The sequence below is a fragment of the Roseovarius nitratireducens genome (genome assembly GCF_002925845.1).
In the GTDB taxonomy this organism is placed as follows: Bacteria; Pseudomonadota; Alphaproteobacteria; order Rhodobacterales; family Rhodobacteraceae; genus Roseovarius; species Roseovarius nitratireducens.
In genome coordinates, this window is record NZ_PDNI01000023.1 from 19737 (window position 1) to 43892 (window position 24156).

At 67.3% G+C, this 24156-nt stretch carries 24 protein-coding genes, 1 tRNA gene and 1 other RNA gene; 11 read left to right on the plus strand and 15 right to left on the minus strand.

Annotation, left to right across the window (positions count from 1 at the left end):
• Positions 1-2: 2 nt before the first annotated feature.
• The 3 genes from CRJ03_RS03895 to CRJ03_RS03905 form a co-directional block, all read right to left on the minus strand.
• Complete coding sequence (locus CRJ03_RS03895; protein ID WP_129590232.1) at positions 3-188, minus strand: hypothetical protein; 186 nt, start codon at positions 186-188, stop codon at positions 3-5.
• Between the two features lie 132 nt (positions 189-320).
• Positions 321-407 (minus strand) — tRNA-Leu (locus tag CRJ03_RS03900).
• A 110-nt stretch (positions 408-517) separates the two neighbouring features.
• Positions 518-1810 carry a peptidoglycan-binding domain-containing protein gene (locus CRJ03_RS03905; RefSeq protein WP_104017609.1) on the minus strand — a complete coding sequence of 431 codons (1293 nt, stop codon included), beginning with the start codon at positions 1808-1810 and terminating at the stop codon, positions 518-520.
• 447 nt (positions 1811-2257) lie between these two features.
• Here CRJ03_RS03905 and lipB point away from each other — a divergent pair, with 447 nt between their 5' ends.
• From lipB to folP, 6 genes are all read left to right on the plus strand, one after another.
• Positions 2258-2911, plus strand: a complete 654-nt coding sequence (gene lipB, locus CRJ03_RS03910) for a lipoyl(octanoyl) transferase LipB (protein ID WP_104017610.1) — start codon at positions 2258-2260, stop codon at positions 2909-2911.
• Between the two features lie 341 nt (positions 2912-3252).
• Positions 3253-3642, plus strand: a complete 390-nt coding sequence (locus CRJ03_RS03915) for a c-type cytochrome (RefSeq protein ID WP_104017611.1) — start codon at positions 3253-3255, stop codon at positions 3640-3642.
• 490 nt (positions 3643-4132) lie between these two features.
• Entirely contained in the window at positions 4133-4903 is a 771-nt protein-coding gene (gene rlmJ / locus CRJ03_RS03920; protein ID WP_104017612.1) for a 23S rRNA (adenine(2030)-N(6))-methyltransferase RlmJ, read from the plus strand.
• Positions 4904-5059: 156 nt separating this feature from the next.
• On the plus strand, positions 5060-6733 hold the full coding sequence (gene ctaD, locus CRJ03_RS03925) for a cytochrome c oxidase subunit I (RefSeq protein ID WP_104017613.1): 1674 nt from the start codon (positions 5060-5062) through the stop codon (positions 6731-6733).
• A gap of 409 nt (positions 6734-7142) precedes the next feature.
• A complete protein-coding gene (locus CRJ03_RS03930) occupies positions 7143-8069 on the plus strand; it encodes a dihydroneopterin aldolase (protein ID WP_104017614.1) in 927 nt (308 codons plus the stop codon).
• Positions 8070-9080, plus strand: coding sequence for a dihydropteroate synthase (gene folP / locus CRJ03_RS03935; protein ID WP_104017615.1), 1011 nt, complete (start codon positions 8070-8072; stop codon positions 9078-9080).
• A gap of 109 nt (positions 9081-9189) precedes the next feature.
• Here folP and CRJ03_RS03940 read toward each other — a convergent pair whose 3' ends face one another.
• On the minus strand, positions 9190-10113 hold the full coding sequence (locus tag CRJ03_RS03940; RefSeq protein ID WP_104017616.1) for a DMT family transporter: 924 nt from the start codon (positions 10111-10113) through the stop codon (positions 9190-9192).
• Positions 10114-10177: 64 nt separating this feature from the next.
• Positions 10178-11200: a ketol-acid reductoisomerase gene (gene ilvC, locus CRJ03_RS03945; protein WP_104017617.1), complete on the minus strand. Its 1023-nt coding sequence runs from the start codon at positions 11198-11200 to the stop codon at positions 10178-10180.
• A 136-nt stretch (positions 11201-11336) separates the two neighbouring features.
• Here ilvC and CRJ03_RS03950 point away from each other — a divergent pair, with 136 nt between their 5' ends.
• The 3 genes from CRJ03_RS03950 (at position 11337) to CRJ03_RS03960 (ending at position 13439) form a co-directional block, all read left to right on the plus strand.
• Complete coding sequence (locus CRJ03_RS03950) at positions 11337-11792, plus strand: Lrp/AsnC family transcriptional regulator (RefSeq protein ID WP_104017713.1); 456 nt, start codon at positions 11337-11339, stop codon at positions 11790-11792.
• The gene (locus CRJ03_RS03955; protein ID WP_104017618.1) at positions 11789-12247 is read left to right on the plus strand and encodes an Lrp/AsnC family transcriptional regulator; all 459 of its coding nucleotides are present in this window, start codon (positions 11789-11791) and stop codon (positions 12245-12247) included. The genes CRJ03_RS03950 and CRJ03_RS03955 overlap by 4 nt, the downstream gene beginning before the upstream one ends.
• A gap of 64 nt (positions 12248-12311) precedes the next feature.
• Positions 12312-13439 (plus strand): aminotransferase class V-fold PLP-dependent enzyme, encoded by a 1128-nt coding sequence (locus CRJ03_RS03960; protein ID WP_104017619.1) that lies wholly within the window; start codon positions 12312-12314, stop codon positions 13437-13439.
• 3 nt (positions 13440-13442) lie between these two features.
• On the opposite strand, the gene CRJ03_RS03965 is transcribed toward CRJ03_RS03960, so the two are convergent.
• From CRJ03_RS03965 to CRJ03_RS03975, 3 genes are all read right to left on the minus strand, one after another.
• Complete coding sequence (locus CRJ03_RS03965) at positions 13443-14645, minus strand: UbiH/UbiF family hydroxylase (protein ID WP_104017620.1); 1203 nt, start codon at positions 14643-14645, stop codon at positions 13443-13445.
• A 32-nt stretch (positions 14646-14677) separates the two neighbouring features.
• The gene (locus CRJ03_RS03970; RefSeq protein WP_104017621.1) at positions 14678-14884 is read right to left on the minus strand and encodes a hypothetical protein; all 207 of its coding nucleotides are present in this window, start codon (positions 14882-14884) and stop codon (positions 14678-14680) included.
• Between the two features lie 93 nt (positions 14885-14977).
• On the minus strand, positions 14978-15622 hold the full coding sequence (locus CRJ03_RS03975) for a pyrimidine 5'-nucleotidase (RefSeq protein WP_104017714.1): 645 nt from the start codon (positions 15620-15622) through the stop codon (positions 14978-14980).
• Positions 15623-15728: 106 nt separating this feature from the next.
• Here CRJ03_RS03975 and CRJ03_RS03980 point away from each other — a divergent pair, with 106 nt between their 5' ends.
• Entirely contained in the window at positions 15729-16373 is a 645-nt protein-coding gene (locus CRJ03_RS03980) for a GntR family transcriptional regulator (protein ID WP_104017622.1), read from the plus strand.
• On the opposite strand, the gene CRJ03_RS03985 is transcribed toward CRJ03_RS03980, so the two are convergent.
• Both CRJ03_RS03985 and carA read right to left on the minus strand, forming a co-directional pair.
• Entirely contained in the window at positions 16314-18254 is a 1941-nt protein-coding gene (locus CRJ03_RS03985; protein ID WP_104017623.1) for a glycosyltransferase, read from the minus strand. The genes CRJ03_RS03980 and CRJ03_RS03985 overlap by 60 nt on opposite strands.
• Before the next feature lie 106 nt (positions 18255-18360).
• Positions 18361-19545, minus strand: a complete 1185-nt coding sequence (gene carA / locus CRJ03_RS03990) for a glutamine-hydrolyzing carbamoyl-phosphate synthase small subunit (RefSeq protein ID WP_439126618.1) — start codon at positions 19543-19545, stop codon at positions 18361-18363.
• Positions 19546-19662: 117 nt separating this feature from the next.
• On the opposite strand from carA, the gene CRJ03_RS03995 reads away from it, so the two are divergent.
• Positions 19663-20121, plus strand: coding sequence for a GatB/YqeY domain-containing protein (locus CRJ03_RS03995; protein WP_104017715.1), 459 nt, complete (start codon positions 19663-19665; stop codon positions 20119-20121).
• A gap of 103 nt (positions 20122-20224) precedes the next feature.
• On the opposite strand, the gene CRJ03_RS04000 is transcribed toward CRJ03_RS03995, so the two are convergent.
• The 5 genes from CRJ03_RS04000 to gatA all read right to left on the minus strand — a co-directional run bounded on the left by CRJ03_RS04000 (position 20225) and on the right by gatA (position 24156).
• Positions 20225-20734: a DUF2244 domain-containing protein gene (locus tag CRJ03_RS04000; RefSeq protein WP_104017625.1), complete on the minus strand. Its 510-nt coding sequence runs from the start codon at positions 20732-20734 to the stop codon at positions 20225-20227.
• A gap of 36 nt (positions 20735-20770) precedes the next feature.
• An RNA gene (rnpB, locus tag CRJ03_RS04005) (RNase P RNA component class A) lies at positions 20771-21178 on the minus strand.
• 12 nt (positions 21179-21190) lie between these two features.
• Positions 21191-21907 (minus strand): N-acetylmuramoyl-L-alanine amidase, encoded by a 717-nt coding sequence (locus CRJ03_RS04010; protein WP_240611550.1) that lies wholly within the window; start codon positions 21905-21907, stop codon positions 21191-21193.
• A complete protein-coding gene (locus tag CRJ03_RS04015; protein ID WP_338066334.1) occupies positions 21891-22631 on the minus strand; it encodes a hypothetical protein in 741 nt (246 codons plus the stop codon). Before CRJ03_RS04015 ends, CRJ03_RS04010 begins: the two co-directional genes overlap by 17 nt.
• 37 nt (positions 22632-22668) lie before the next feature.
• The gene (gatA, locus tag CRJ03_RS04020; protein WP_104017628.1) at positions 22669-24156 is read right to left on the minus strand and encodes an Asp-tRNA(Asn)/Glu-tRNA(Gln) amidotransferase subunit GatA; all 1488 of its coding nucleotides are present in this window, start codon (positions 24154-24156) and stop codon (positions 22669-22671) included.

Below are 24156 nucleotides of genomic sequence, written 5' to 3' on the forward strand. Positions count from 1 at the left end.
CATCAGGCCCCTGCCTGCGTCGTCAACAGCTCTCGCAGAACGATGCCTTCCGGTGTGCTCGGTCCGTAGTCGGCGGCGATCACAGCCCGAATCTCGGCACTGAGCTGGCCGCCGCGTGTCAGCATATCCAAGTCGTCCTGAGCAAATCGAACCGTGAGCCCCTGATCGATCGCGTCGCCAATATCCACCCAGTCACGAAGGGCTAGCCATAGTTGCACATTCTGGCCCGCTCAAACACATGAAAAGAGGTGGGCCAACAGGGTGGTCGACTTCACACCGGCCAAGTTTATTACGTATTTTCAATGTTCTATTATATGTAATGGTGCGGTCGAGAAGACTCGAACTTCCACGGGTGTTACCCCACAGCGACCTCAACGCTGCGCGTCTACCAATTCCGCCACGACCGCACGTGCCTGGTAGGCTGCGGGGCATATACGCAATGCTCATCCGGTTGTGAAGGGGCAAATCGCATCGCCCCTCCGGTTTTTCGACCCCCCTCGCCGGTGGCCTTCCCGGCTCAGTCCACGTCGAAGGTGGGCAGCGTCGAGGCGGGCTGCACGGCCCCGCCCTGCACGCCCGCATCGGCGCCGAACACCGCCTTGCGCAACAGCGCGTTGCGTCCCGGATCGCCGGGGGCAAAGACCGGCTCGGCCCCGTTCTCCACCGCCTCGACCGCCGCGGCGAACCACTGCTTGGCCAGCGCGGGGCGGCGCGCGGTGCCGAATCCCTCGTTGAGGTGATGGCCCATCAGCTCGCCATAGGCATCCTCGCCCAGCGCCGCGAGCAACAGGCCCGAGCCGAGCGCCACGTTCATGTTGTCGATGCGATACCCCACCGACAGGCAGATGCGCGCGGTCCCGGCCAGTTGCGCGGGCGACTGCCCGGTCTGGCGCACGAAGCCCCGCACCCCGTCGAGCACCGTTTCCCGGTCGTCAAGCGACAGCGCCGCCACGTGCTCACGCATTGCCGGGCCGAAGGCGCGGCACTGCTCCTCCAGCTTCTCGGGCGTGATCCCCTGAAGCGAGGCGGCCATGCTCTCGCCCTCGGCGATGGCATAGGTCCGCGCGATGCAGAACTGCTCGCTCAGGGCAAAGCGCGCGTCCTGCATCGAGGCGGCGGTGACAAACCCGCCGTTCGAGCTGGTGACGAGACTCACCTGGTTGCAATGCGATGCCAGCGACGGGCCGTCCCCGCCCGAGGCCATCAGGTTGGGCAGCGCCCCGCCGTCCGATTCCGAGCCGGAGGCCGCCTGCGTCTGCTCATCCTGCGGGGCCAGGGCCATCATCCCGCCCTGCCCCTGCTGCTGCATGCCCAGCGCCTCGTCGCGATAGGCATGCAAAAGACCCCGCGTGCCCTGCCCGCTCTGCGCGGCAATCTGCGCCGTGGCCGCACCGCCCGACTGCGCCCGGTAGTAGGACGAGATCAGGAACTGCCGCTCATAATCCTGCAAATGCCCGCTGACCGGATATCCCATATGCGCCTGGAACTGCGAAGTCGCGTTGCGCGTATTGCGCCCGCGGATGCCATCTGGCGTACCCGCAGGAAAGCCGAAATAGTTGAGCGCTGCCTGCTCCTCGCGGACCTGCTGGCTAGACACGGAGGGCGCGCGATAGACCCGCCTCGTCGTCGTGGTCGTCGTCGTGCGCTTGCGCTCGCGCGCCTTGGCGCTCTCGTTGACGATGATACCGCTCACCGCGCCGCCGACGAGCCCGCCCACGAGACCGTCGGCGAAATCCGCTGCCGCGCGGGTGCCCGGCATCGCCGCCACGCTGGCCGTCAGCGCCGCCATGAGAATTGCTTTCGAACCCATCTCGCTTCTCCCTCATCAGGTACATCGGAACCGCACCGATCATAGCACAAGTCTCGGCACTTGCGCCGCACGAGTCACCCCTCGATGCGCGATTCGCCCCGCGCGCGGCGGCAATCCCCCCGGAGAGGCAGCATTCCGCCGGTCCCGGGGCCAGCCGGAGGGCACCTCCGGCAGCGACGCCCCAAACCGCGCGAATCAGGCCCGCTCCGCGCGCACCCCGGCTGGGCCGATGCCGCCGCAGCCACAGCACCGCCAGCGCCGCCGCGACGGCCAGCGCGACCACGCCAAAGCCGGCCCAGCCGGTCTCGCCCGTCACCATCCGGTGCGCGATGCGCCCCGGCGCGAGGGCGCGCGCGGTCTTGACGATGAGCACGGGACAGGACATTCCCATAAGCCGGTCGCGCGTGGCGACGGTGAAGGAGGCCGGGCTCCTGCCCGGACAGGCACATGGTAGAGTGGATCAGGTCCGACCGTCCCGTCCCCTATCCCGAGGCCCTGGCCCGGATGGAGGCGCGCGCCGACGCCATTGCGCGCGGCGCGGCGGACGAGGCGATCTGGCTGCTCGAACATCCCTCTCTCTATACCGCCGGAACCTCCGCGCGCCCCGCCGATCTGGTGGACCCCGACCGCTTCCCCGTCTTCGAGGCCCGGCGCGGCGGGCAGTATACCTATCACGGCCCCGGTCAGCGCGTGGCCTACGTGATGCTCGACGTGGGCCGCCGCGGGCGCGATGTCCGCCGCTTCGTCGCCCAGCTCGAATCCTGGGTGATCGCCACGCTCGCGGAATTCAACGTGACCGGCGAAATCCGCGAGGGCCGCGTCGGCGTCTGGGTCACGCGCCACGACAAGCCGCTCACCGCCGCAGGCACGCCGCCGGAGGACAAGATCGCCGCCATCGGCATCCGCCTGCGCAAATGGGTGAGCTTTCACGGCATCTCGATCAACGTCGAGCCGGACCTCGCGCATTTCTCCGGCATCGTTCCCTGCGGCATCTCCGAACATGGCGTCACCAGCCTCGTCGACCTCGGCCTGCCGGTAACGATGGGCGATCTCGACGCGGCACTGGAACGCAGCTTCGAGACCGCTTTTCCCCCGGACTGACAGCGACCCGCGTGCCGAAATTGACCTCGTCGCGCGCGTGACAGGCCGCCCACGGATCGACCGTCGCACCATCCCCCGCCACTACTCTACGCGGCGTGGCAACAGCCAGCACCATCCCCGCCGCCGCTGCCAGCCGCAGCACCGATGCCCCCCGCGTCGCCTTCCCCATCACCTGTCCCCCAAGGCCCCCCCTTTGTTTGAAGCGGAGCCTATCCCCGCTCTTCTGACACCCTGCCTGAGCGACCTGCGCAGGGCTGCCCGCCGCGGCGATTTGACGGTTGCATGACCACCCGGCGCGGCTATGGTCGGGGTCGCAAACGCAACCCAACCGAGAGGTAGCCATGAAATCCGTTCTCACCGCATCCGCCGCGCTCGCCCTCCTCGCCCTGCCCGCTTTCGCCGAAGGCGACGCTGCCAAGGGCGAGAAGGAATTCAACAAGTGCAAGGCCTGTCACATGATCGCCGACGGCGACGAAACCATCGTCCGCGGCGGCCGCGTCGGTCCCAACCTCCACGGCGTGATCGGCCGGGTGATGGGCAGCGTCGAAGACTACCGCTATTCCGACGGGCTTCAGGCCAAGGCCGAGGCGGGCGAGGTCTGGACCGAGGAAAACCTTGCCGAATTCGTCAAGGACCCCAAGGAATTCCTCGGCGACCGCTCCAAGATGACGTTCAAGCTGCGCAAGGGCGGCGAGGACGTGGCCGCCTACCTCGCCACCTTCTCGGAGTAAGCATGGGCCACCGGCCCGGACACGACAGGCCGCGCGGCCCCCGCGCGGCCTTTTCACATCCGCCCGCTTCGCCCGTCATCCCCGGACGCGCCCGGCACCCCCCGTCCGCCTCGGCTTGACCCGGGGATATCCCCGCACATGGCGATTCCGGGCGTCACGGGACCGGCCGGCGCGGCGCGGCGCGAGATTGTGGCTTGGAGCGGTCGTTGAATCATCCGGTGATGAGCCGCGCGAGCGCCAGCCCGCGGGATGGCGATGCAACGGCTGGTCTATCGTGCTTCATTCCTGAGTTCCCGAGAGAGATGAAAGCTTTGCGCCAGCGTTACCCGATCGCCAGCCCTCGGGGGCGGGCTGGCGATCGCGCGGCGGCGTGCAAGCACGCCTTGTTCCGCGCGGGGCGCAGGAGGGGAATGGCAGTTGAACGCCAACAGCTCAGTCACATGCACCCGCGGGCCCTTCCCCAACCGCGCGCCACCTGCTACCTGCCCTCATGCTCAGCTACCAGCACCATTACCACGCGGGCAATCCGGCGGATGTCCACAAGCACGCCGCGCTCGCGTGGATGCTTGCCTACCTCACCCGCAAGGACAAGCCGCTTACCTATATCGAGACCCATGCCGGGCGCGGGCTCTACGACCTCGCCGACCCCGCGGCGCAACGCACCGGCGAGGCGGCGCAGGGCATCGGGCGGCTCGAATCCGCGCTGCCCGCCGATCACCCCTACCGCCTGCGCCTGCACGAGACGCGGGCGCTGCACGGCGCCTCGGCCTATCCCGGCTCGCCGCTTCTTGCTGCTCTATCACTGCGCCCCGGCGACGCCCTGCACCTCGCCGAACTGCATCCCGGCGAGCACTCCCGCCTCAGCGCCGCACTTGCCCCCCACACCGCCCGCATCCGCCGCGAGGACGGCTTCGCGATGGCCCACGCGATCTGCCCGCCGACGCCAAGGCGGGGGCTGCTGCTGTGCGATCCGAGCTACGAGGTAAAGGCCGATTACGACAGCATTCCCCGCCACTTCGCCCGGATCGCGCGGGCCTGGAACGTGGGCATCCTGGTGCTGTGGTATCCGATTCTCGCCAGCGCCGCGCATGGCCCGATGCTCACCGCGCTCACCGCCACCTTTCCGGGTGGCCTGCGCCACGAAATCCGCTTCCCCCCGGTCCGCGAGGGCCACCGCATGACCGGCTCGGGCCTCTTCGTGGTCAACCCGCCCTACGGCCTGGCGGAAGAGACTGCGCACCTCTCACAGCTCTTCGGCTGACCGGTCATCCCCCAAGGGGGGGTGCGACAAGATTCTTTGATCTGCATCAAATTCGCACATTGCCCGCCCGCGCCCGAGGCTCTAGAACCAAGTCAATAACGGAGACGTGAGGCGAGGGTCCGCGTCCCCTGCGGTATTGTCAACAGGAGGCACCCAATGGCAGACGCAGCCATTCACGGCCACGAGCACGAGGATCAGCGCGGCTTCTTCACCCGCTGGTTCATGTCCACCAACCACAAGGATATCGGCATCCTCTACCTGGTCACCTCGGCGGTGGTCGGGCTGATCTCGGTTCTGTTCACCGTCTACATGCGGATGGAACTGATGGAACCGGGCGTTCAGTACATGTGCCTCGAGGGCGCGCGCTTCTTCGCCTCCGATACCGCGAGCTGCACGCCCAACGGCCACCTGTGGAACGTGATGATCACCTATCACGGCGTGCTGATGATGTTCTTCGTGGTGATCCCGGCGCTGTTCGGCGGCTTCGGCAACTACTTCATGCCGCTGCAGATCGGCGCGCCGGACATGGCGTTCCCGCGGATGAACAACCTCAGCTTCTGGCTCTACGTCGCGGGCACCTCGCTGGGCGTCGCCTCGCTGCTGGCGCCGGGCGGCAACGGTCAGCTCGGCTCGGGCGTGGGCTGGGTGCTCTACCCGCCGCTCTCGACCAACGAGTCGGGCATGTCGATGGACCTCGCGATCTTCGCGGTCCACGTCTCGGGGGCGTCCTCGATCCTCGGCGCGATCAACATGATCACCACCTTCCTCAACATGCGCGCCCCCGGTATGACGCTGTTCAAGGTGCCGCTGTTTAGCTGGTCGATCTTCGTCACCGCGTGGCTGATCCTCTTGTCGCTGCCGGTTCTGGCGGGCGCCATCACCATGCTGCTCACGGACCGCAATTTCGGCACCACCTTCTTCGACCCGGCGGGCGGCGGCGACCCGATCCTCTACCAGCACATCCTGTGGTTCTTCGGGCACCCCGAGGTTTACATCATCATCCTGCCGGGCTTCGGCATCATCTCCCACGTGATCGCCACCTTCGCGCGCAAGCCGGTGTTCGGCTACCTGCCGATGGTCTGGGCGCTGATCGCCATCGGCTTCCTCGGCTTCATCGTCTGGGCGCACCACATGTACACCGTGGGCATGTCGCTGACACAGCAGAGCTACTTCATGCTCGCCACGATGGTTATCGCGGTGCCAACAGGGGTAAAGGTGTTTAGCTGGATCGCCACCATGTGGGGCGGCTCGGTGGAGTTCAAGACACCGATGCTCTGGGCCTTCGGCTTCCTGTTCCTGTTCACGGTGGGCGGCGTCACCGGCATCGTGCTCAGCCAGGCGGCGGTGGACCGCGCCTATCACGACACCTATTACGTGGTGGCGCATTTCCACTACGTGATGAGCCTCGGCGCGGTGTTCGCGATCTTCGCCGGCATCTACTTCTACTTCCCCAAGATGACCGGCCGCATGATCCCCGAATGGATGGGCAAGTTGCACTTCACCGCGATGTTCATCGGCTCCAACCTGACCTTCTTCCCGCAGCACTTCCTGGGTCGTCAGGGCATGCCGCGCCGCTACATCGACTACCCCGAGGCCTTCGCGGTCTGGAACTGGTGGTCCTCGGTGGGCGCGTTCATCTCGTTTGCCAGCTTCGTGTTCTTCTTCGGCGTGGTGTTCTACTCGCTCTTCCGCGGCGCCCGCGTGACCGAGGCGAACCCGTGGAACGAATACGCCGACACGCTGGAATGGACCCTGCCCTCGCCACCGCCGGAGCATACGTTCGAAACGCTCCCCAAGCGCGAGGACTGGGACAAGCAGCCGGCGCACTGATCCCCGGCTGACAAGACAAGCAAAGGCCCCGGGGCACCCCCGGGGCCTTTTGCCATCCGGCGGCAGGGGGGACATGGCCTGTTGCGGACTCGGGATTAGCCGCGCATCGACGGGCCGCGGCGCGGCGATCCAACGGTGGTTCTGCCGCGCTTTATGGCAGCCAAATCCGAAAAGGCCCGAGCGGCGCACAGGTTGCAGCCATATCGCCGGGCCAGGGGGCGGCCCGGCGATGCGCGGCGGCGTGCAAGCACGCCTCTATTTCGCGCCGGGGCCAGACGGCGACCGTCCCCTCCAAACCAAAACCTGCCCACCCCCCTGCCGCACCCCTCCCTCCATGCGTCGGATTCCCCCATTCCCCGCATCGTCCCCCCATGCTACCCAATCCGCACGAAACACAGGGACCGCCCGCATGAGCCACGAAATCCGCCTCGCCTTCGAGCATCCGCAGGCCCGTGCCCGCGCCACCGCCCCCGATGGTCCGCTCGACCGCATCTCGGTGCGCGATCACATCGTCGCGGTCGAGATCGGCGCCTTTCAGGCCGAGCGCGGCACCACCCAGCGCATTGCCTTCAACGTGGTGGTCGAGGTCCGCCCGATGACCGGCGCGCTTGAGGATGACGTGGATCGCATCCTCTCCTACGACCGCGTGACCGAGGCGATCGAGGCGGCACTCGCCGAGGAACGCCTCAACCTGCTCGAAACTCTGGCCGAGCGCATCGCAGAGCGCATCCTGTGGGAGCCGCAGGCGGTGCGCTGCTTCGTCCGCATCGAAAAGCTCGACCGCGGCCCCGGCGCGCTCGGGGTCGAAATCGTGCGCTCGGTGGATGATCTCGCCACCCGGGCCCCGGTCGCGCCCGACACCGCGCCGCACCCGCATGTCGTCTACCTCACCAACGCGGCCATCACCTCGCCCAATCTCGGGCGCTGGCTCGACCAGCTTCAGGCCCGGGCCGAGCCGGTGATCCTCTGCGTCGGTGCACCCGACACCCCGGCGCCCGACACCGGCCACCGCATGACCCAGCGCCGCGTGGACCTGCTCGCGCTGGAACAGAACGCCTGGGTGCTTGCCGGGCGCGACGACCGTTGCGTCGTCGTCGCCACCCGCACCGAACTCGACTGGGCGATGAAGCACGACCAGATCAGCGTCTGGGCACCGTCCAAGATCGTGCTCGACGCGGTCGACGGCCCCGCACCCTCGACCCACAACCCCGTCGATCTCGCCGCGTGGTTCGCGGGCCATATCGAGGCGTCAGACCTCCTGCTCATCGGCGCGACCCCGCCCGCCGCGTGCCGCGTGCCGGTGCTGATCCAGGACATCGCCCGCTCCGGCCTCTAGATGACCTATTATCGCCCGATCCCCCGCACCGATCACCACCACCACGCGCGCCCCGAGGGCGCGCTGCCGCTTGCGGGTGGCTGGTGCTGGTTCGACACCGTCGAGGTGCTCGCCCGCGACGCGCCGCCCCGCCTCCTGCCCGCGCGCGACCTGCCCGCCGACGTCGCACATCGGCTCACCGCACCGCGCCCGCCGCTCTCGGGGATGGACATGGACGCGCCGCGCCTCATGGGCATCCTCAACATCACCCCCGACAGCTTCTCCGACGGCGGCCGGCACTTCGACCCCGCGACCGCGCTCGCGCATGCCCGCGCCATGGCGCAGGCTGGGGCCGACATCCTCGACGTGGGCGGCGAATCCACCCGCCCCGGTGCCGCACCCGTGCCGCTCGACGAAGAGATCGCCCGCACCGCGCCGGTGATCGCCGCCATCCGTGCCGAGATCGCCACCCCCATCTCCATCGACACCCGCAAGACGCCGGTGGCCGACGAAGCGTTCCGCGCGGGCGCGACCCTCGTCAACGACGTGTCGGGCTTCACGTTCGACGCCTCCCTCGCCCCCTTCGCCTCTGAGCACGCCCTGCCGGTCTGCATCATGCACGCCCAGGGCACCCCCGAGACCATGCAGCAGGATCCGCGCTACGCCGACGTGCTCCTCGATGTCTACGACTGGCTCGGGGCGCGCGTCGAGGCGCTCACGGCTCTAGGCATCCCGCGCGGGCGCATCGCCGTCGATCCCGGCATCGGCTTCGGCAAGACGCGCGACCACAACCTCCGCCTGCTGCAAGGTGTGTCGCTCTTTCACGGGCTCGGCTGTCCGGTCCTGCTCGGCGCGTCGCGCAAGCGTTTTATCGGCGACCTGACCGGCACGCCGGTCGCGTCCGACCGCGTGCCCGGCTCGCTCGCCATCGCGGTGATGGCCGCAAACCAGGGCGTGCAGATCCTGCGCGTGCACGACGTGGCCGAGACGCGTGCCGCGCTTGATGTGTGGGACGCGATCCGGTCTTGCTGAATCTCCACTTTGGGGGCCAATTCACCCCCGAATTCTCGCCAATTCTTTACAAAACCCTGCATCGCCGTGCGTTTATCCCTGCGAACCTATCGGTTCGCGCGTTGAACCTTCAGGTTGGCCGCCCCGCGAACAACCGCCGCAGCGCGCCCCATTGGCTGATCGCCACGCCCGCCAGGATCATCGCCATCGCCAGGAACAGCCGCGGCGGCACCGCCTCCGACAACAGCACCGCCCCGAGGATGACCGACCACACCGGCACCATGTAATTGACAAGTCCGAAGAATCCCGGCCCCGCCTCGCGCGTGACCTGCACCAGCAACAACTGCGCCACCCCCGTGGGCAGGATGCCCAGATAGATGAGCGCGAAAAACCCTTTCAAACTCATAGAGTTAGGGATGCCTTCCACGATCAGCGCCACCGGCACGATCATCCCCGCCGCCAGTGTCATCACCGCCGCCGCCAGCGCCAACAGGTGCACGGGCGGGCACAGCCGCGTCAGGATCGAGCCCGTCGCATAGCACATCGCCGCCCCGAGGCAGGCCAGCCTTGCCAATGATTCCAGGTCCTTACCCGTTGATGCAAAGGCCTCCGCCCCGATCAGCACCACCACCCCCGTGGTGCCCAGGACAAACCCCCCGGCCCGCCGCAGGTGCATCCGCTCACCGGGCACGAAAACATGCGCCAGCGGCAGGATCAACAGCGGCACCGCGGCCATGCACACCCCGGCAAAGCCCGAGGCCACCGATTGCTGCGCCCAGCCCAGCAAGGAGAATGGAATAACGTTTGAAAACAAGGCCATGAAGACCGAAAAACGCCACACCTTGCGCCCCGGTCCCGGCTCCGTGGACGGCAGGCGCAGCCCGCGTATCCGCAGCAGCGACAGCAGAAACACCGCCCCCAGCGTGATCCGCACCGCCGCCACGGTGAACGGCCCCACGTCCCGCAGCGCCACCGAGATGAAGGTGAACGACGCCCCCCAGATCAGGCCCAGCGCCCCGATCCTCAGCCAGTTGACCGGCGCGATGTCCTGCAAGGGGCCCCTCCCGGTTTGAAAAGGCGCCCGCGCGGGGCGCCCTTTCCTTTTTATTTCAGTGGGTTCAGTTCTTTTCCTGATCCACGAGCTTGCCCGCGCTGATCCACGGCATCATGCCGCGCAGCTTGCGGCCGACCTCCTCGATCTGGTGCGCGTCATTCATCCGCCGCGTGCCCTTGAAGAAGGGTTGGCCAACCGTATTTTCCTGCATGAAATCACGGACAAAGGCGCCACTCTGAATGTCGTGCAAAATCTTTTTCATCTCCGCCTTGGTGCGCTCATAAGGCAGCACCCGCGGCCCGCTCACATACTCGCCGTATTCCGCGGTGTTGGAGATCGAGTAGTTCATGTTCGCGATGCCGCCTTCGTAGATCAGATCGACGATGAGCTTCACCTCGTGCAGGCATTCAAAGTAAGCCATTTCAGGGGCATAGCCCGCCTCGACCAGCGTCTCGAAGCCCATGCGGATAAGCTCGACCAGACCGCCACAGAGCACCGCCTGCTCGCCGAAGAGGTCGGTCTCGCATTCCTCGCGGAACGAGGTCTCGATGATCCCCGAACGCCCGCCACCGATGGCCGAGCAGTAGGAAAGCCCTAGTTCCAATGCCTTGCCGGACGCATCCGTGTCCACCGCCACGAGGCAGGGCACGCCGCCGCCCTTGACGTATTCGCCGCGCACCGTGTGGCCGGGGCCCTTGGGCGCCATCATGATGACGTCCACACCTTCCTTGGCGTCGATGAGCCCGAAATGCACGTTCAGCCCGTGCGCAAAGGCGATCGCCGCACCGGGACGGATGTTGTCGTGCACGTATTTGCGATAGGTTTCGCCCTGCAACTCGTCGGGCATGGTGAACATCATAAGGTCGCACCACGCCGCGGCCTCGGCGATGCCCATGACCTTGAGCCCCTCGGCCTCGGCCTTCTTGGCCGAGCGCGAGCCTTCACGCAGCGCGACGACAAGGTTTTTTGCCCCGGAATCCCGCAGGTTAAGTGCGTGGGCGTGGCCCTGGCTGCCATAGCCAAGGATGGCGACCTTCTTGTCCTTGATGAGGTTGATATCGCAATCGCGATCATAATAGACGCGCATGGCGGTCTCCTTTCTTTGGGGTTCTGACTGTAGCGGAGACTACGCCTTGCTGGTGGTGAAGGTGTATGATTATTGGGGTTTATACTGGGCTATCTTGTATATATCATTCTTACTTGATCAGATATTCGGAAATATCATGCTCGACGACACCGACCGCCGCCTCCTCCGCCAGTACCAGCACGCCCCGCATCTCGGCCCGGCAGAGCTTGCCGAGCGCACCGGCCTCACGCCCGCCACCTGCGCCCGGCGGCTCGACCGGCTGCGCAGCGCTGGCATCATCCGCGCCAACCGCGCGGTGATCGACTGGCGCGCACTTGGCTACGAGGTCGAGGTGAGCTTGCGTGTCTCGCTTGACAAGACCGCCCCCCGCGCCTTCGACGAGTTCATCACAGAGGCGAGGAACGTGCCGGAAGTCATTGAAATACAGACATTCCTTGGTCGTGTCGATCTGCGGCTCTCGGTGATCGCGCGCGACATGGCGCATTATCAGCAGATCTACCGCAGCGCCATCCTGACCCTGCCGCATATCGCCGATATCGAGGCGCTGATGCACGTGGCGCGGATCAAGTCCGACGAGGGCCTGCCGCTGTGATCGCGCTCGACACCATCGACCGGCGCATCCTGCGGCTGCTGGCCGGGGATGCCACGCTCTCGGCCAGCGCCATTGGCCGCCGCCTCGGCCTGTCCCAGCCCGCCGCGTGGCGACGCGTCCGGCGGCTCCTCGACAGCGGCGCGATCAGCGGCCAACGTCTTGAACTGGATCATGAAAAGCTGGGCTTCGGCGTGACCGTCTTTCTTGGGGTCAAGCTCGCCACCAAGGGGCGCGTCAGCCTGGAGGATTTCGAACGCGCGGTCACCGCCATCCCCGAGGTGCAGACGGTCGAGCACATCCTTGGCCTATATGACTACCGCCTGCGCGTCGTCGCCCGCGACATCGCGGATTTCGAGCGCGTGCTGCGACGTCGCATCATGACGCTGCCGGGCCTCGGCAATGTCGAGGCCAACGTGCTCCTGAGCGAGGAGCGCCGCCCCGGCCCGATCGGCTAGGCCGACCACTGGACATCCCCGCACGCCCGCTGCATCCTGCCGCCGACCCAACAGGAGACGCCTCATGACCGCCCTTCTCGACCATGTCGATCCCGACGGACTTCTGGAATACTCGGTCGTGTTCACCGACCGCTCGCTCAACCACATGAGTAAATCTTTTCAGCATGTTATGCGCGACATCTCATCCATGCTGAAAGAGGTCTATTCCGCCGACGCCGTGGCGCTCGTGCCCGGCGGCGGGACTTACGCGATGGAATCCGTGGCACGGCAGTTCGGGCACGGCGCCCATGCGCTGATCGTGCGCAACGGCTGGTTTTCCTTCCGCTGGAGCCAGATTTTCGACGCAGGCCAGTTCACCGCCGAGACCACCGTCTGCATGGCCCGCCAGACCGGCAACGGCGCGCAGACACCGTTCGCCCCCGCCCCGATCGAGGAGGTGGTGGCCAAGATCCGCGAGGCAAAACCGGACGTGGTCTTTGCCCCGCATGTCGAGACTTCCGCCGGGCTGATCCTTCCCGACGACTACATCACCGCGCTGGCAGAGGCCGCGCACGACGTTGGCGCGCTCATGATCCTCGATTGCATCGCCTCGGGCTGCGCCTGGGTGGACATGAAAACCACCGGCGTCGATGTGCTGATCTCGGCCCCGCAAAAGGGTTGGTCGGCCTCGCCCTCGGCAGGGCTTGTCATGCTGTCCGACCGCGCGATGGCCCGGCTGGAAGAGACCACTTCGGACAGCTTCGCGCTCGATCTGAAAAAATGGCGTGCGATCATGCAGGCTTACGAGGATGGCGGCCATGCCTATCACGCGACCATGCCGACCGATGCCTTGCGCGGGTTCCGCGACACGATGATCGAGACGCGCGATTACGGGTTCGACCGGCTGCGGCAGGCGCAATGGGAGTTGGGCGACGGCGTCCGCGCAATGCTGGCCGCGCACGGCGTGACCTCGGTCGCCGCCGAGGGCTTCGGCGCGCCGGGTGTCGTGGTCAGCTACACCGACGACCCCGACATCCAGAACGGCAGCAAATTTGCTGCCGAAGGGATGCAGATCGCAGCGGGCGTGCCGCTTCAGTGCAATGAACCCGAGGGCTTCCGCACCTTCCGCCTTGGCCTGTTCGGGCTCGACAAGCTCTACGACGTGCCGGGCGCGCTCGCGCGGCTGGAAGCGGTGCTTGATCGCGTGCTCTGACCCTCAGCCACGCGCCCCGAGGCCCATCTGCATCAGCGTCCTGCGCACCGGGGCCAGCGAATAGATCGCGTCGAGCGCCTGCGCCCGCGCGTCCCGCAGGGGGCGCGCGCGCAGCATGGACGCGCGGTTGAGCACGTCGATCCCCGTCACCCGCGCGCACACCTCCATATGGCGACAACGGTGATAGGTCTCGAGCATCGCGCGCTCACCCAGCCGCTCCGGCGCGGCCTCTGCCAGCTCCAGCAGCACCCGCATGTCGCCAAGGCTCATGTTCAGCCCCTGCGCGCCGATGGGCGGCACCACATGCGCCGCCTCGGCCACCAGCGCCACGCGCTCGGACCACATGCGCTCGGCCACCTGGCTGATGATCGGCCACACCGTGCGGCGCGAGGCGAGCGTCAGCGGCCCGAAGAGATGGCAGGAACGCGCGTTCATCTCAGCCTCGAACTCCGGCACCGGCAACCCGGCGAGGCGCATGGCCTCCGGCCCCTCTTCCATCCAGACGATCGCCGAGGACGGTCGCCCGTCGAAATCCGGCAGTGGCACCAGCGTGAACGGCCCGCCCGAGCGGTGAATCTCGGTCGAGACATTGTCGTGCGGGATCGGGTGGGTGACGGCGAAGGCCAGCGCCTTCTGCCCGTAACGCGTTGTTTTCACGTCGATTCCCGCCGCCTCGCGAATGGGCGAGTTGCGCCCATCGGCAGCGATCACCAGCCGCGCGCGCACGCCAGTCCCGTCGCTCAGGCCCACGAGCGCCTCGCGCTCGCGCGTCAGTAGCGTGGTTGTGCCGGTGCCAGGGCGAAAGCGCACCCCCGGCAGGCTCTCCAGATGCGCCACCATCTCGCGACGCAGGAGCCAGTTGGGCAGGTTCCACCCAAAGGGCCGGTCGGAAATATCCGCAGCGTCGAAATCCTTGACGATGCGCGGCTCCGGCTCGGCGCCCCCGGCATCGACGATCCGCATCACCTGAAGCGGCATCGCGTGAGGGCCAAGCCGCGCCCACAGCCCGGCGCGCTCCAACAGCGCCTGCGCCGGTTGCAGAAATGCCGTGGTGCGCAGGTCAGCCCCTTGGGCCTCGCGCTCGGTGACCGGCGGGGCGGGATCGACGCAGAGCACCGAGAATCCCGCCTGCCCGAACACCGCCGCCGCCGCGAGCCCGGCCACGCCCCCGCCCGAAATCAGGATATCGACATCTTCGCGCGTCATCCGAGCCTCCTTGCCGCGCGCCTCTTCACCGTTCAGACGCGCGAGACGGTGATGAGCAGCCCCCACACGACCGGAACCAGCGCCAGCGCAGGAATATAAAGCCCGGGAATACCCCAGAGCGCAACGCTTGTCGCCCAGCCGGCGACGAAGACGGCGACGCTCAGCAGGATGCGCAGCACCGTGGCGGTCTCGGCGTCGGTCTCTGCCTGCGGCGTGGCGTGGGTTTCGGTCGCGGTCATGGTCGGTCCTTTCAGGAAAATGGTGACTTCGACGGTCACCTAGGCCAGGCCCGCACCCCCTTCAAAGAGACGTCTCGCCGCAGGCCCCGAGACTCAGACCAGCCGCGCGAGAAACCCGCCGAGATCATCGGTGTGGTAATGGATATGCGTGGCCGGCACCGGCTCGGGTGCGACGTGGACGGTGCGCATCCCCATGTCGTGCGGAGCGGCGAGGTTGCGCGGATCGTCCTCGAACATAGCCGCGCGCCCCGCCTCCGAACCATCGCGCTCGAGCACGGCGGCAAAGGCGCACGCCTCCGGCTTGGGACGAAACCCGGCATGTTCCACGCCATAGACCGCATCGAACGCCCCCGACAGGCCCCGCGCCGCCACCACGCGGCCCGCATACTCGCCCGAGCCGTTGGTATAGACGATCTTGCGCCCCGGCAGCGCGCGGATCGCGCCCGCGAGGTCCGGGTCGGGCGCGAGATGGTCGAGCGAGATGTCGTGAACCTCGCGCAGGTACCGGTCGGGATCGAGATCGTGGCACCGCATCAGCCCGGCCAGCGTGGTGCCATGCTCGCGCCAATACGCGTGCCGGATGCGGTCTGCCTCGGCGCGGTCCACGCGCAGGATCTCCATGACAAAGGCGGTCATGCGCGCCTCGATCTGGTCGAAGAGCCGCGCCTGCGGCGGGTAGAGCGTGTTGTCGAGATCAAAAACCCATGTCGTGACGTGGGTGAAATGCTGCCTGACCATGACCCCGCGTATAGGCCAATGCGACACACCGCGCAATCGTCCGGGCTTGATCATGCTCTCAAAGCGCGTAAGCTGCCGTTTCACTGGCATAAAGGACCGCCATCCCATGAAATCGCCGAGCACAGATGCCTATTCACTGATCCTCGAGGCCATCGACAGCGGCGTGTTCAAGCCCGGCGACCGGCTGGTGGAAAGCGATCTGGCAGAACGCTTCGGCGTGTCGCGCACGCCCATCCGCGAAGCGCTCCAGCGGCTTGAGACGCAATCCATGCTCACCCGCGACGGGCGTAGCCTGATCGTCGCCTCGCTCGATTACAACCAGCTCTCCGAGCTGTACACCGTGCGGGCCGAGCTCGAGGGGCTGGCCGCGCGTCTCGCCGCGATGCACGCCACGCCCGAGGAGATGCGCGTGCTGCGCGACATGGTCGAGGACGACCGCGCGCTCATCGGTCGCCCGCAGGACATGGCGCGCGCCAACCGCCGGTTTCACAAGCAGGTCCACCTGACCTCGCACAACCGGTTTCTGGTTCAGCAGCTCGATCTCGTGCACCGTTCGATGGCGCTCCTCGCGACCACCTCGCTCGCCGCCGAGGGCCGCGGCGAGGACGCGCTGACCGAGCACAATGCCATCGTCACCGCCATCGAGACCCGCGATGGCGACGCCGCCGCGCAGGCGCTGCGCGATCACATCTCAAAGGCCTTCGTGACCCGGCTCAAGCTTGATTCCGGCGAGATCAAATCCACCGTCTGACCGCCGCCGCCCGCGCGCGGCGATCGACAGGCCGTGCACCGTCTTGTCCCAGAAGAACGGCTTGAGGATCAACTCGTAGAGCGCCTTGTAAGCGGCCACCGCCGCCAGCGGGGCATAGAAGTGCATGGTCGGCACCCATCCAAGAAGATGGCGATGCCGCCGCCCCGAGACCGCTTGCGCGTAGATACTCAGGTTTATCACTTCGACAATGAGGAATAGACTGCCAAGCAGCACCAGGAGCGGCCAGGCCACCACCGCTTCGAGGGGATGGGGCAACCCGAACAACAAGAGCCAGAAAGACCACAGAACCGGCGCGAGCAGCACCTGGCTGACAGACGAGACAAAATGCGCCTGGAACCCCCAGAACCGCCATCCCCCCAGTTGCGAATAAAGCTGCCGAGGCGCGCGCATATGCACCAGGTAAGTGGTCATATAGCCCTTGAGCCAGCGAGAGCGCTGCTTGACCCACGCCCAGGGATGGCAATTGGCTTCCTCCTCGGTGACCGTGCCAACCATCTCGGTGCGATAGCCGTGGCGCGCGAGGCGAAAGCCGAGATCGGCATCCTCGGTCACGTTATGCGCGTCCCAGCCCCCCAAACTCTCAAGCACGTCGCGCCGGATATAGAGCGTGGTGCCCCCCAGCGGCAACGCCAGCCCAAGCCGCGCCATCCCCGGCATGATCGTGCGAAACCACGTGGCGTATTCGATTGTGAAGCAGCGCGCCACCCAGTTCTGGCGCGGGTTGTAGTAGTCGAGCACCCCTTGCAGGCAAGCGAGATCGTGCGGCGCGGTCTGAAAGCGCCGCGCGACCTGCGTGATCTGGTCAGGGTCGGGCGCATCCTCGGCGTCGAAAATGCCGATGATCTCACCCTGGCAGAAATCGAGCGCGTAATTCATCGCCCGCGGCTTGGTACGCGGCTGGCCATCGGGCACGATCACCGGCCTGATCCAGGGCGGCAGGTCGATGGTGGCCAGCGTCTCCTGCGTGAGCCGGTCCTCCTCTTCGAGAACCAGGATCACGTCGAGCAGGCATTTGGGGTAGGTCAGCCGGGACAATCTTGCCACCAGCGCGTGCGCGATCTCGGTCTCGCGAAACAACGGCACGAGGATCGAGACGCGTGGCAGCGGGGCATTTGTCGCGGCAACAGGCATGTCATGCTTGCGCGGACCGGTCATCGCAGCGACGAAAGCCGTAATCTTGAGCCCGGCGGCCACGATCAGCGTCAGCACCGCCCACAAGGCGAGCGCCCCGAAAACCCCCAATGGAAAGACCAGACAGAGCGCGCAGGCCACTGCCAGCACCGCAAAGGTCAGGCCCATCCGTGCATTGGCATGTGCCTCCCAGGTTCGACAGCTTTCGTTTTCAGGCGTGCGCGCGGCAGCCATATCGCGGAGCACGTCGCGCTGCAGCTCTGCGATGCGCCCCTGAATCGCCGCCCGCGGGGCGACAAGCGACCGGGCACCGGCCAGATCGGCGGGCAGCACCGAGCGCAACGCACCAAGAGGCTCGGCGCCGTCGCTCACGATCCGCGGCTGTCCATCCTCGGCACGCAAGATCGCCGCGCCGTGCCTGAGCAGAACGCGCGGATCGAGCCCGGTCTCGACCGGCGTCATGTCGGTGAGGGTATCCGCCTCGATCCGCTCCGCGTTGATCCGGCGGGCATGAGCGGTGAGGAGATCGTCCTCGCGCGCCAGCCCCTCGGCCATCAGGATACGATCGAGCGAGGTATCGCAACGCCTCTGCACGAGCTCGGCGAGCGTGGCATCGGCACCGCTTATGACCCCTTGGCGCACCAGATCGCGGCCCAGCGGGTGCATCGGCACCCGCGTGCTCTGTCGCTGACGGTCAAAGCCGCCCTGACGCAACTCGGAAATTCCCATGTCCGGCCTCCGCTGCCTGTCCCCTTCGGAAAAGCTAGCGGGCGGAAGGTTAACGATCCTTTAACAAGCAGTTAACGCTGGCCAAAAAGCTGACGGTATCGCGGGCTTACCCGGCCATGGAGTCAGCGAACCGTTCGAACAGGTAAAAGCTGTCCTGCGGGCCGGGACTGGCCTCGGGGTGGTGCTGCACAGAGAATACCGGGCGGTCCTTCAGCCGGATGCCGCAATTCGAGCCATCGAACAGCGAGACATGCGTCTCGATCACGCCATCGGGCAGGCTCTGCCCGTCCACCGCGAAGCCGTGGTTCATCGAGGTGATCTCGACCTTGCCGGTCTCGATCTCCTTGACGGGGTGGTTGGCACCGTGGTGGCCGTGGTTCATCTTGACCGTGCGACCGCCCAGCGCCAGTGCCAGCATCTGGTGCCCGAGACAGATACCGAAGAGCGGCACCCCCCGGTCGAGCACACCACGGATCATCGGCACCGCATATTCCCCCGTGGCCGCCGGATCGCCGGGGCCGTTCGACAGGAATACGCCGTCGGGTTGCTGCGCCAGCACCTCCTCTGCGGTGGTCGTGGCGGGCATCACCGTCACCTCGCAGCCCGCGCTCGCCAGGCAACGCAGGATGTTGCGCTTGGCGCCATAGTCGATCGCGACCACCTTGTGGCGTGCCTCGGTTTGCCGCTTGTAGCCCTCGGGCCAGGCCCAGCGCATCTCGTCCCAGCGATAGGATTGCCGGCACGATACCTCGCGCGCGAGGTCCATCCCCTCGAGCCCGGCAAATCCGCGCGCCTTCGCCACCAGCGCGGCGGCATCGAAATTGCCCGAAGGGTCGTGCGCGAGCGCCACGTGCGGCGCACCCTGCTGGCGGATCGCGCGCGTGAGCCGCCGCGTGTCCACCCCCCCGATAGCGATGCGCCCGCGCCGCGCCAGCCATGTCGAGAGATGCTCTTCGGCGCGCCAGTTCGACGGCTCGGTCGGATCCCACTTGACGACCATCCCCGCCGCCACCGGCTCGGCGGTCTCGTCATCGTCGGTGTTCACCCCCACGTTGCCCACATGCGGAAAGGTGAAGGTGACGACCTGCCCGGCATAAGAGGGATCGGTCATGATTTCCTGGTAGCCGGTCATCGCGGTATTGAAACACAGTTCCGCCACCGTCTCGCCAATGGCGCCAAAGCCCTGCCCGTAAAACAGCGATCCATCGGCCAGCGCAAGGCAGGCGGTCGGGTGAGGTCTGGACGCTTGGGCCATCGCGGGGGTCTCCGGGCTGGGGGTAAATCGGCGCATCAATACGGCCAGCCCCTGCCTTGGTCAACCCACCACCATGCGCGGCCCGGACGGTTGTCATGCCCGCGCCTACCCGCTAGGCTTAATGCCTTGCAAACGGTCATGGGGATGGACCTGATGGAGTTACGTGACCGGATCGGTCAGGCGCTGAAACAGGCGATGAAGGACAAGGATCAGAGTCGCCTCGCGACCCTGAGGCTCATCAACGCCGCGATCAAGGATCTTGAAATCGCCAACCGCGGCTCGGACGACGTCGCCGCGCTCGGCGATGCCGAGATCAGGGCGATCCTTGCCAAGATGGTCAAGCAGCGCAACGAGAGCGTGCGCGCCTACGAAGAAGGCGGGCGCGTCGATCTTGCCGAGCGCGAACGCGCCGAGATCGCGGTGATCGAGGAATTCCTGCCGCGCCAGCTCGACGCTCAGGAAATCGACGCCGCCATCAACCGCGCCATCGCCGATGTCGGGGCCGCCTCGATCCGAGACATGGGCAAGATCATGGCCAAGCTCAAGGAACGCCACGCGGGGCAGATGGATTTCGGCGCGGTCGGCGCACAGGTCAAGGCGCGGCTAAGCTAACGCGGGGCGCGGGTCTGGCCTGGCGCGCGCGGAGGGGCAATCAGCGATGAGCCACGCGGGGGACTGTCCTGAACGTCCACCCCCGGCCAGCACCACCGCCCCCTTATCCCGTCATCGGCGCGGGGGGTGGGCGGATGGCGTCGGCCAGTTCACCGTGCAGGACCTTGCGCTCATCCTCCGAAAGGAACGCGCCGATCTCCACCTCGCGCCCGCCGCCCCTGAGCGTCAGGTAATGCTCCACCGGCCCGCCCTCGGGATGCATCTGCACCCGCGCCCAGTAGCGATTGCACGCCCATTCCTGCACGTCGCCGCGCGGGTTGGTGCGCACCAGCCGCAGCTCGTCGGGCGTGATGGTCAGCACCTCGCGCAGCCGGGCGCTGCGATAGGTCGCCTCGAGCCCCCACCACACGCCGCCCACCGCCAGCAACAGGAACGGCAACAGCCCCCACAGAAGCATCGTGCCCAGAAGCGGGTAAAGCGGGATGGTGATGAGCGCGAAGGTCGCCAGCACGAACGCGGCAAAGCCGCGGCGCGGCAGCGACCGGTGCGGCCAGAGTTGAAGTTCGAGATCGGGGTCCGCGCCCTGCGGCGGGCTGCTCCATTGATATGGCATGCCTCGTTTGTAGCCTGACAGGCGAAAATGAAAAGAGCGCGCGGAGGGCCTGTAAGCCGGATTCTGTCCCGGGGGCGCGGGGCCCCCTTCGGATGACCATTCGTCTCGACGCGCGGTTGCCCGCGCGCCTCTAGCTGCCTACCCGGACCGCCGGGCCAAGACGTGGCCTGCGGGCGGTATCGGTTGCCCGACCTGCCCCGCGCGCGGTCCCTATTCGGCATTGCTCCCGGTGGGGCTTGCCGTGCCGGTCCGGTTGCCCGTCCCGCGGTGGGCTCTTACCCCACCGTTTCACCCTTGCCACGGTCGTAACCGGGGCGGTCTGTTTTCTGTGGCGCTTTCCCTCGGGTTGCCCCGGCCGGGCGTTACCCGGCACCGTCGTCTTGTGGAGTCCGGACTTTCCTCGCCACCCCGTTGCCGGGGTGTCGCGGCCATCCGGCCCTCCGCGCGCCCCATCGCTTAGGCGTTCGGCCCTGCCCGGTCAACGGGAAAGCGTGCCGCCAGATCGGCCATGCGCGCGCAATCCGCACGGTCCAGCGACCCCGTGGCATGCGGGCGAAAGCGCAGCCGAAACGCCGCGAGCAGCGCCTCGCGACCCGCATCGCCCACGGGATAGCCGAACCGCGCCGCCGCCGCCTCGAACCGCGGCCAGCCCGCGGCCCCCTCCGCCCCGGCGTCCGACCACACCGACAGCCCCGCGCACGCCAGCCCCCGCCAGTCAAAGCGCGGGCCGGGATCGGTCTTGCGGCCCGGTGCCAGGTCGGAATGCGCGATCACCCGCGCGGGCGGGATCGCCCGTCGCGCCATGATCCCGCGCATCAATGTCTCCAGCGCGGCCATCTGCGGTCGCGGATAGGGATGGTCGCCGCAATTGGCCAATTCTATCCCGATGGAGCGCGAATTGACGTCGCCCACATCGCCCCAGCGACCTGCCCCCGCGTGCCACGCGCGCGCATCCTCGTCGACTAGCTGCCAGACGCGCCCCCGCTCGCAGATCAGGTAATGGGCCGAGACCTCTGCCACGGGATCGCACAGACGCGCCAGCGCCGCCTCGGCGCTCTCCATCGCGGTGTGGTGCAGCACGATGAGATCGGGCCGCGCCCCATCCCGGCGCGGCCCGTGGTTGGGCGAGGGATACGCCGCGACGCCCGCGCCCGGATCAGTCGGCCAGGGCACGGCGGAACGGTGCCGGATCCCAGTCGCAGGCATAGCCGTCGCCATCGGGATCGAGCGCCATCCGGTCGCGCTCGGGCCCGCCCTTGCGCAGGAAATCGAGCTGTGCCTGGTCTGGCGAGGAATATTCCGCGCAGTTGCGCACGTGCCGCGCTTCCGTCGCGAACGCGCTGCGGGAATAGAGCTGCGTGCCAACCGGGTGCTTCGAGGACAATGCGTATTCCACGATGTTGGGGCCCACGTCGCCCGGGCGTGTGCCGACCTCCTCGGGCTGAACCACCTCGTACCGCTCGCGATTGCGCGCGATGCGGGCAGCGTCCTCTTCTATCGAACGCTCGGAATCGACCGCGTCAAAGCTGTTCTCCCGCGAGATGCCGACATCGTTGACAACGGCAGGCGCCGGGTTCGACGGGCTGGCCACAAGCGGCTCATCCCCCGACGCGGCCCCTGATCCGGCCGCTTCCAATGCCGCCTCGGCCTCGGCCGCGATACGCTCGGCCTCGGAGAGTTCGGACGCCTCGGTCGCGCCCCCCGTGGCATCGAGCGGTTCGGACGAGATCGCGCCAGCCGGCGGCAGCGTCTCTCCCGCCAGCGCCGCCTCGCGCGCGGCCTTCTCGCGCTGGTAGGTTTCGTAATCCTCGAATCCCACGCCGGCCCCGCTGTCAGGGATCGCCGGGGCACAGGCAGCCAGCGCCGCCATCACCACAAAACCAAGCGTCAACCGCATCCGCATCATCCCGTCCAGACCCGCATCGTCGCGGGATTTACCACCATTTCGCCGGCTTATCCACAAAGCCCGCCGCCCGCTCCAGCGCATGCGCGGTATTCAGCAGATCGCCCTCTTCCCACGGCCGCCCGATCAGTTGCAGCCCCAGCGGCAGCCCCTGCCGGTCGAGCCCCGCGGGCACCGCGATGCCCGGCAGCCCGGCGAGGTTCACCGTCACGGTGAACACGTCGTTGAGATACATCTGCACCGGGTCGGCCTCGGCCATCTCGCCCAGGCCAAAGGCCGCCGAGGGCGTGGCCGGCGTCAGGATCGCGTCGATGCCTGCGGCGAACGCCTCTTCGAAATCGCGCTTGATGAGCGTGCGCACCTTGCGCGCGCGATTGTAATAGGCGTCGTAGAACCCGGCCGACAGCACGTAGGTGCCGACCATCACCCGGCGTTGCACCTCCGCGCCGAAGCCCTCGGCGCGGGTCTTTTCGTACATCTCGGTGATGCCGTCACCCTGGGCGAGTTTCGCCCGGTGGCCATAGCGCACCCCGTCATAGCGCGCGAGGTTCGACGAGGCCTCGGCAGGCGCGATCACGTAATAGGCAGGCAGCGCGTATTTCGTGTGCGGCAGCGAGATGTCGCGGATCTCCGCGCCCGCATCGGCCAGCATCTCACGGCCCCGCGCCCACAGCGCCTCGATCTCCTCGGGCATGCCGTCCATGCGGTACTCTTTAGGAATCCCGATCACCTTGCCCCGGATATCCCCAGAAAGCGCCGCTTCGAAGTCCGGAACCGGATAATCGGCCGAGGTGCTGTCCTTCGGGTCGTGCCCGCACATGGCAGAGAGCATGATCGCTGCGTCGCGCACCGACTTGGTCATCGGCCCGGCCTGATCGAGCGACGAGGCGAAGGCCACGATGCCCCAGCGCGAGCAGCGCCCGTAGGTGGGCTTGATCCCGGTGATCCCCGCGAAGGCGGCCGGCTGCCGGATCGAGCCGCCGGTATCGGTGCCGGTCGCGGCAAGGCACAGATCGGCGGCCACCGCCGCCGCCGAGCCGCCCGAAGAGCCGCCGGGCGTGAGCGGGCCATCGTCATTGCCGCGCCGCCACGGGTTGACCACGTTGCCGTAAGCCGAGGTCTCGTTGCTAGAGCCCATGGCAAACTCGTCCATGTTGAGCTTGCCCAGCATCACCGCGCCCGCGTCAAAGAGATTCTGCGTCACGGTTGATTCGTATTCCGGGCGAAAGCCGTCGAGGATGCGGCTCGCCGCCTGCGAGGGCACCCCCTTGGTGCAGAACAAATCCTTGATTCCCAGCGGGATGCCGCACATCGCGGGCGCGTCGCCCTGAGCGATCCGCGCATCCGCCGCCCGCGCCTGCTCGCGCGCCAGATCGGGGGTGGGGTGGACAAAGGCGTTGAGCGCCCCCGCCGCCTCGGCGGCAGCGAGACAGGCGTCGGTCAGCTCGAGGCTCGTCACTTCGCCACGGCGCAGCGCGTCGCGCGCCCCGGCGATGGTCATCGCGTTCAGCTCAGACAT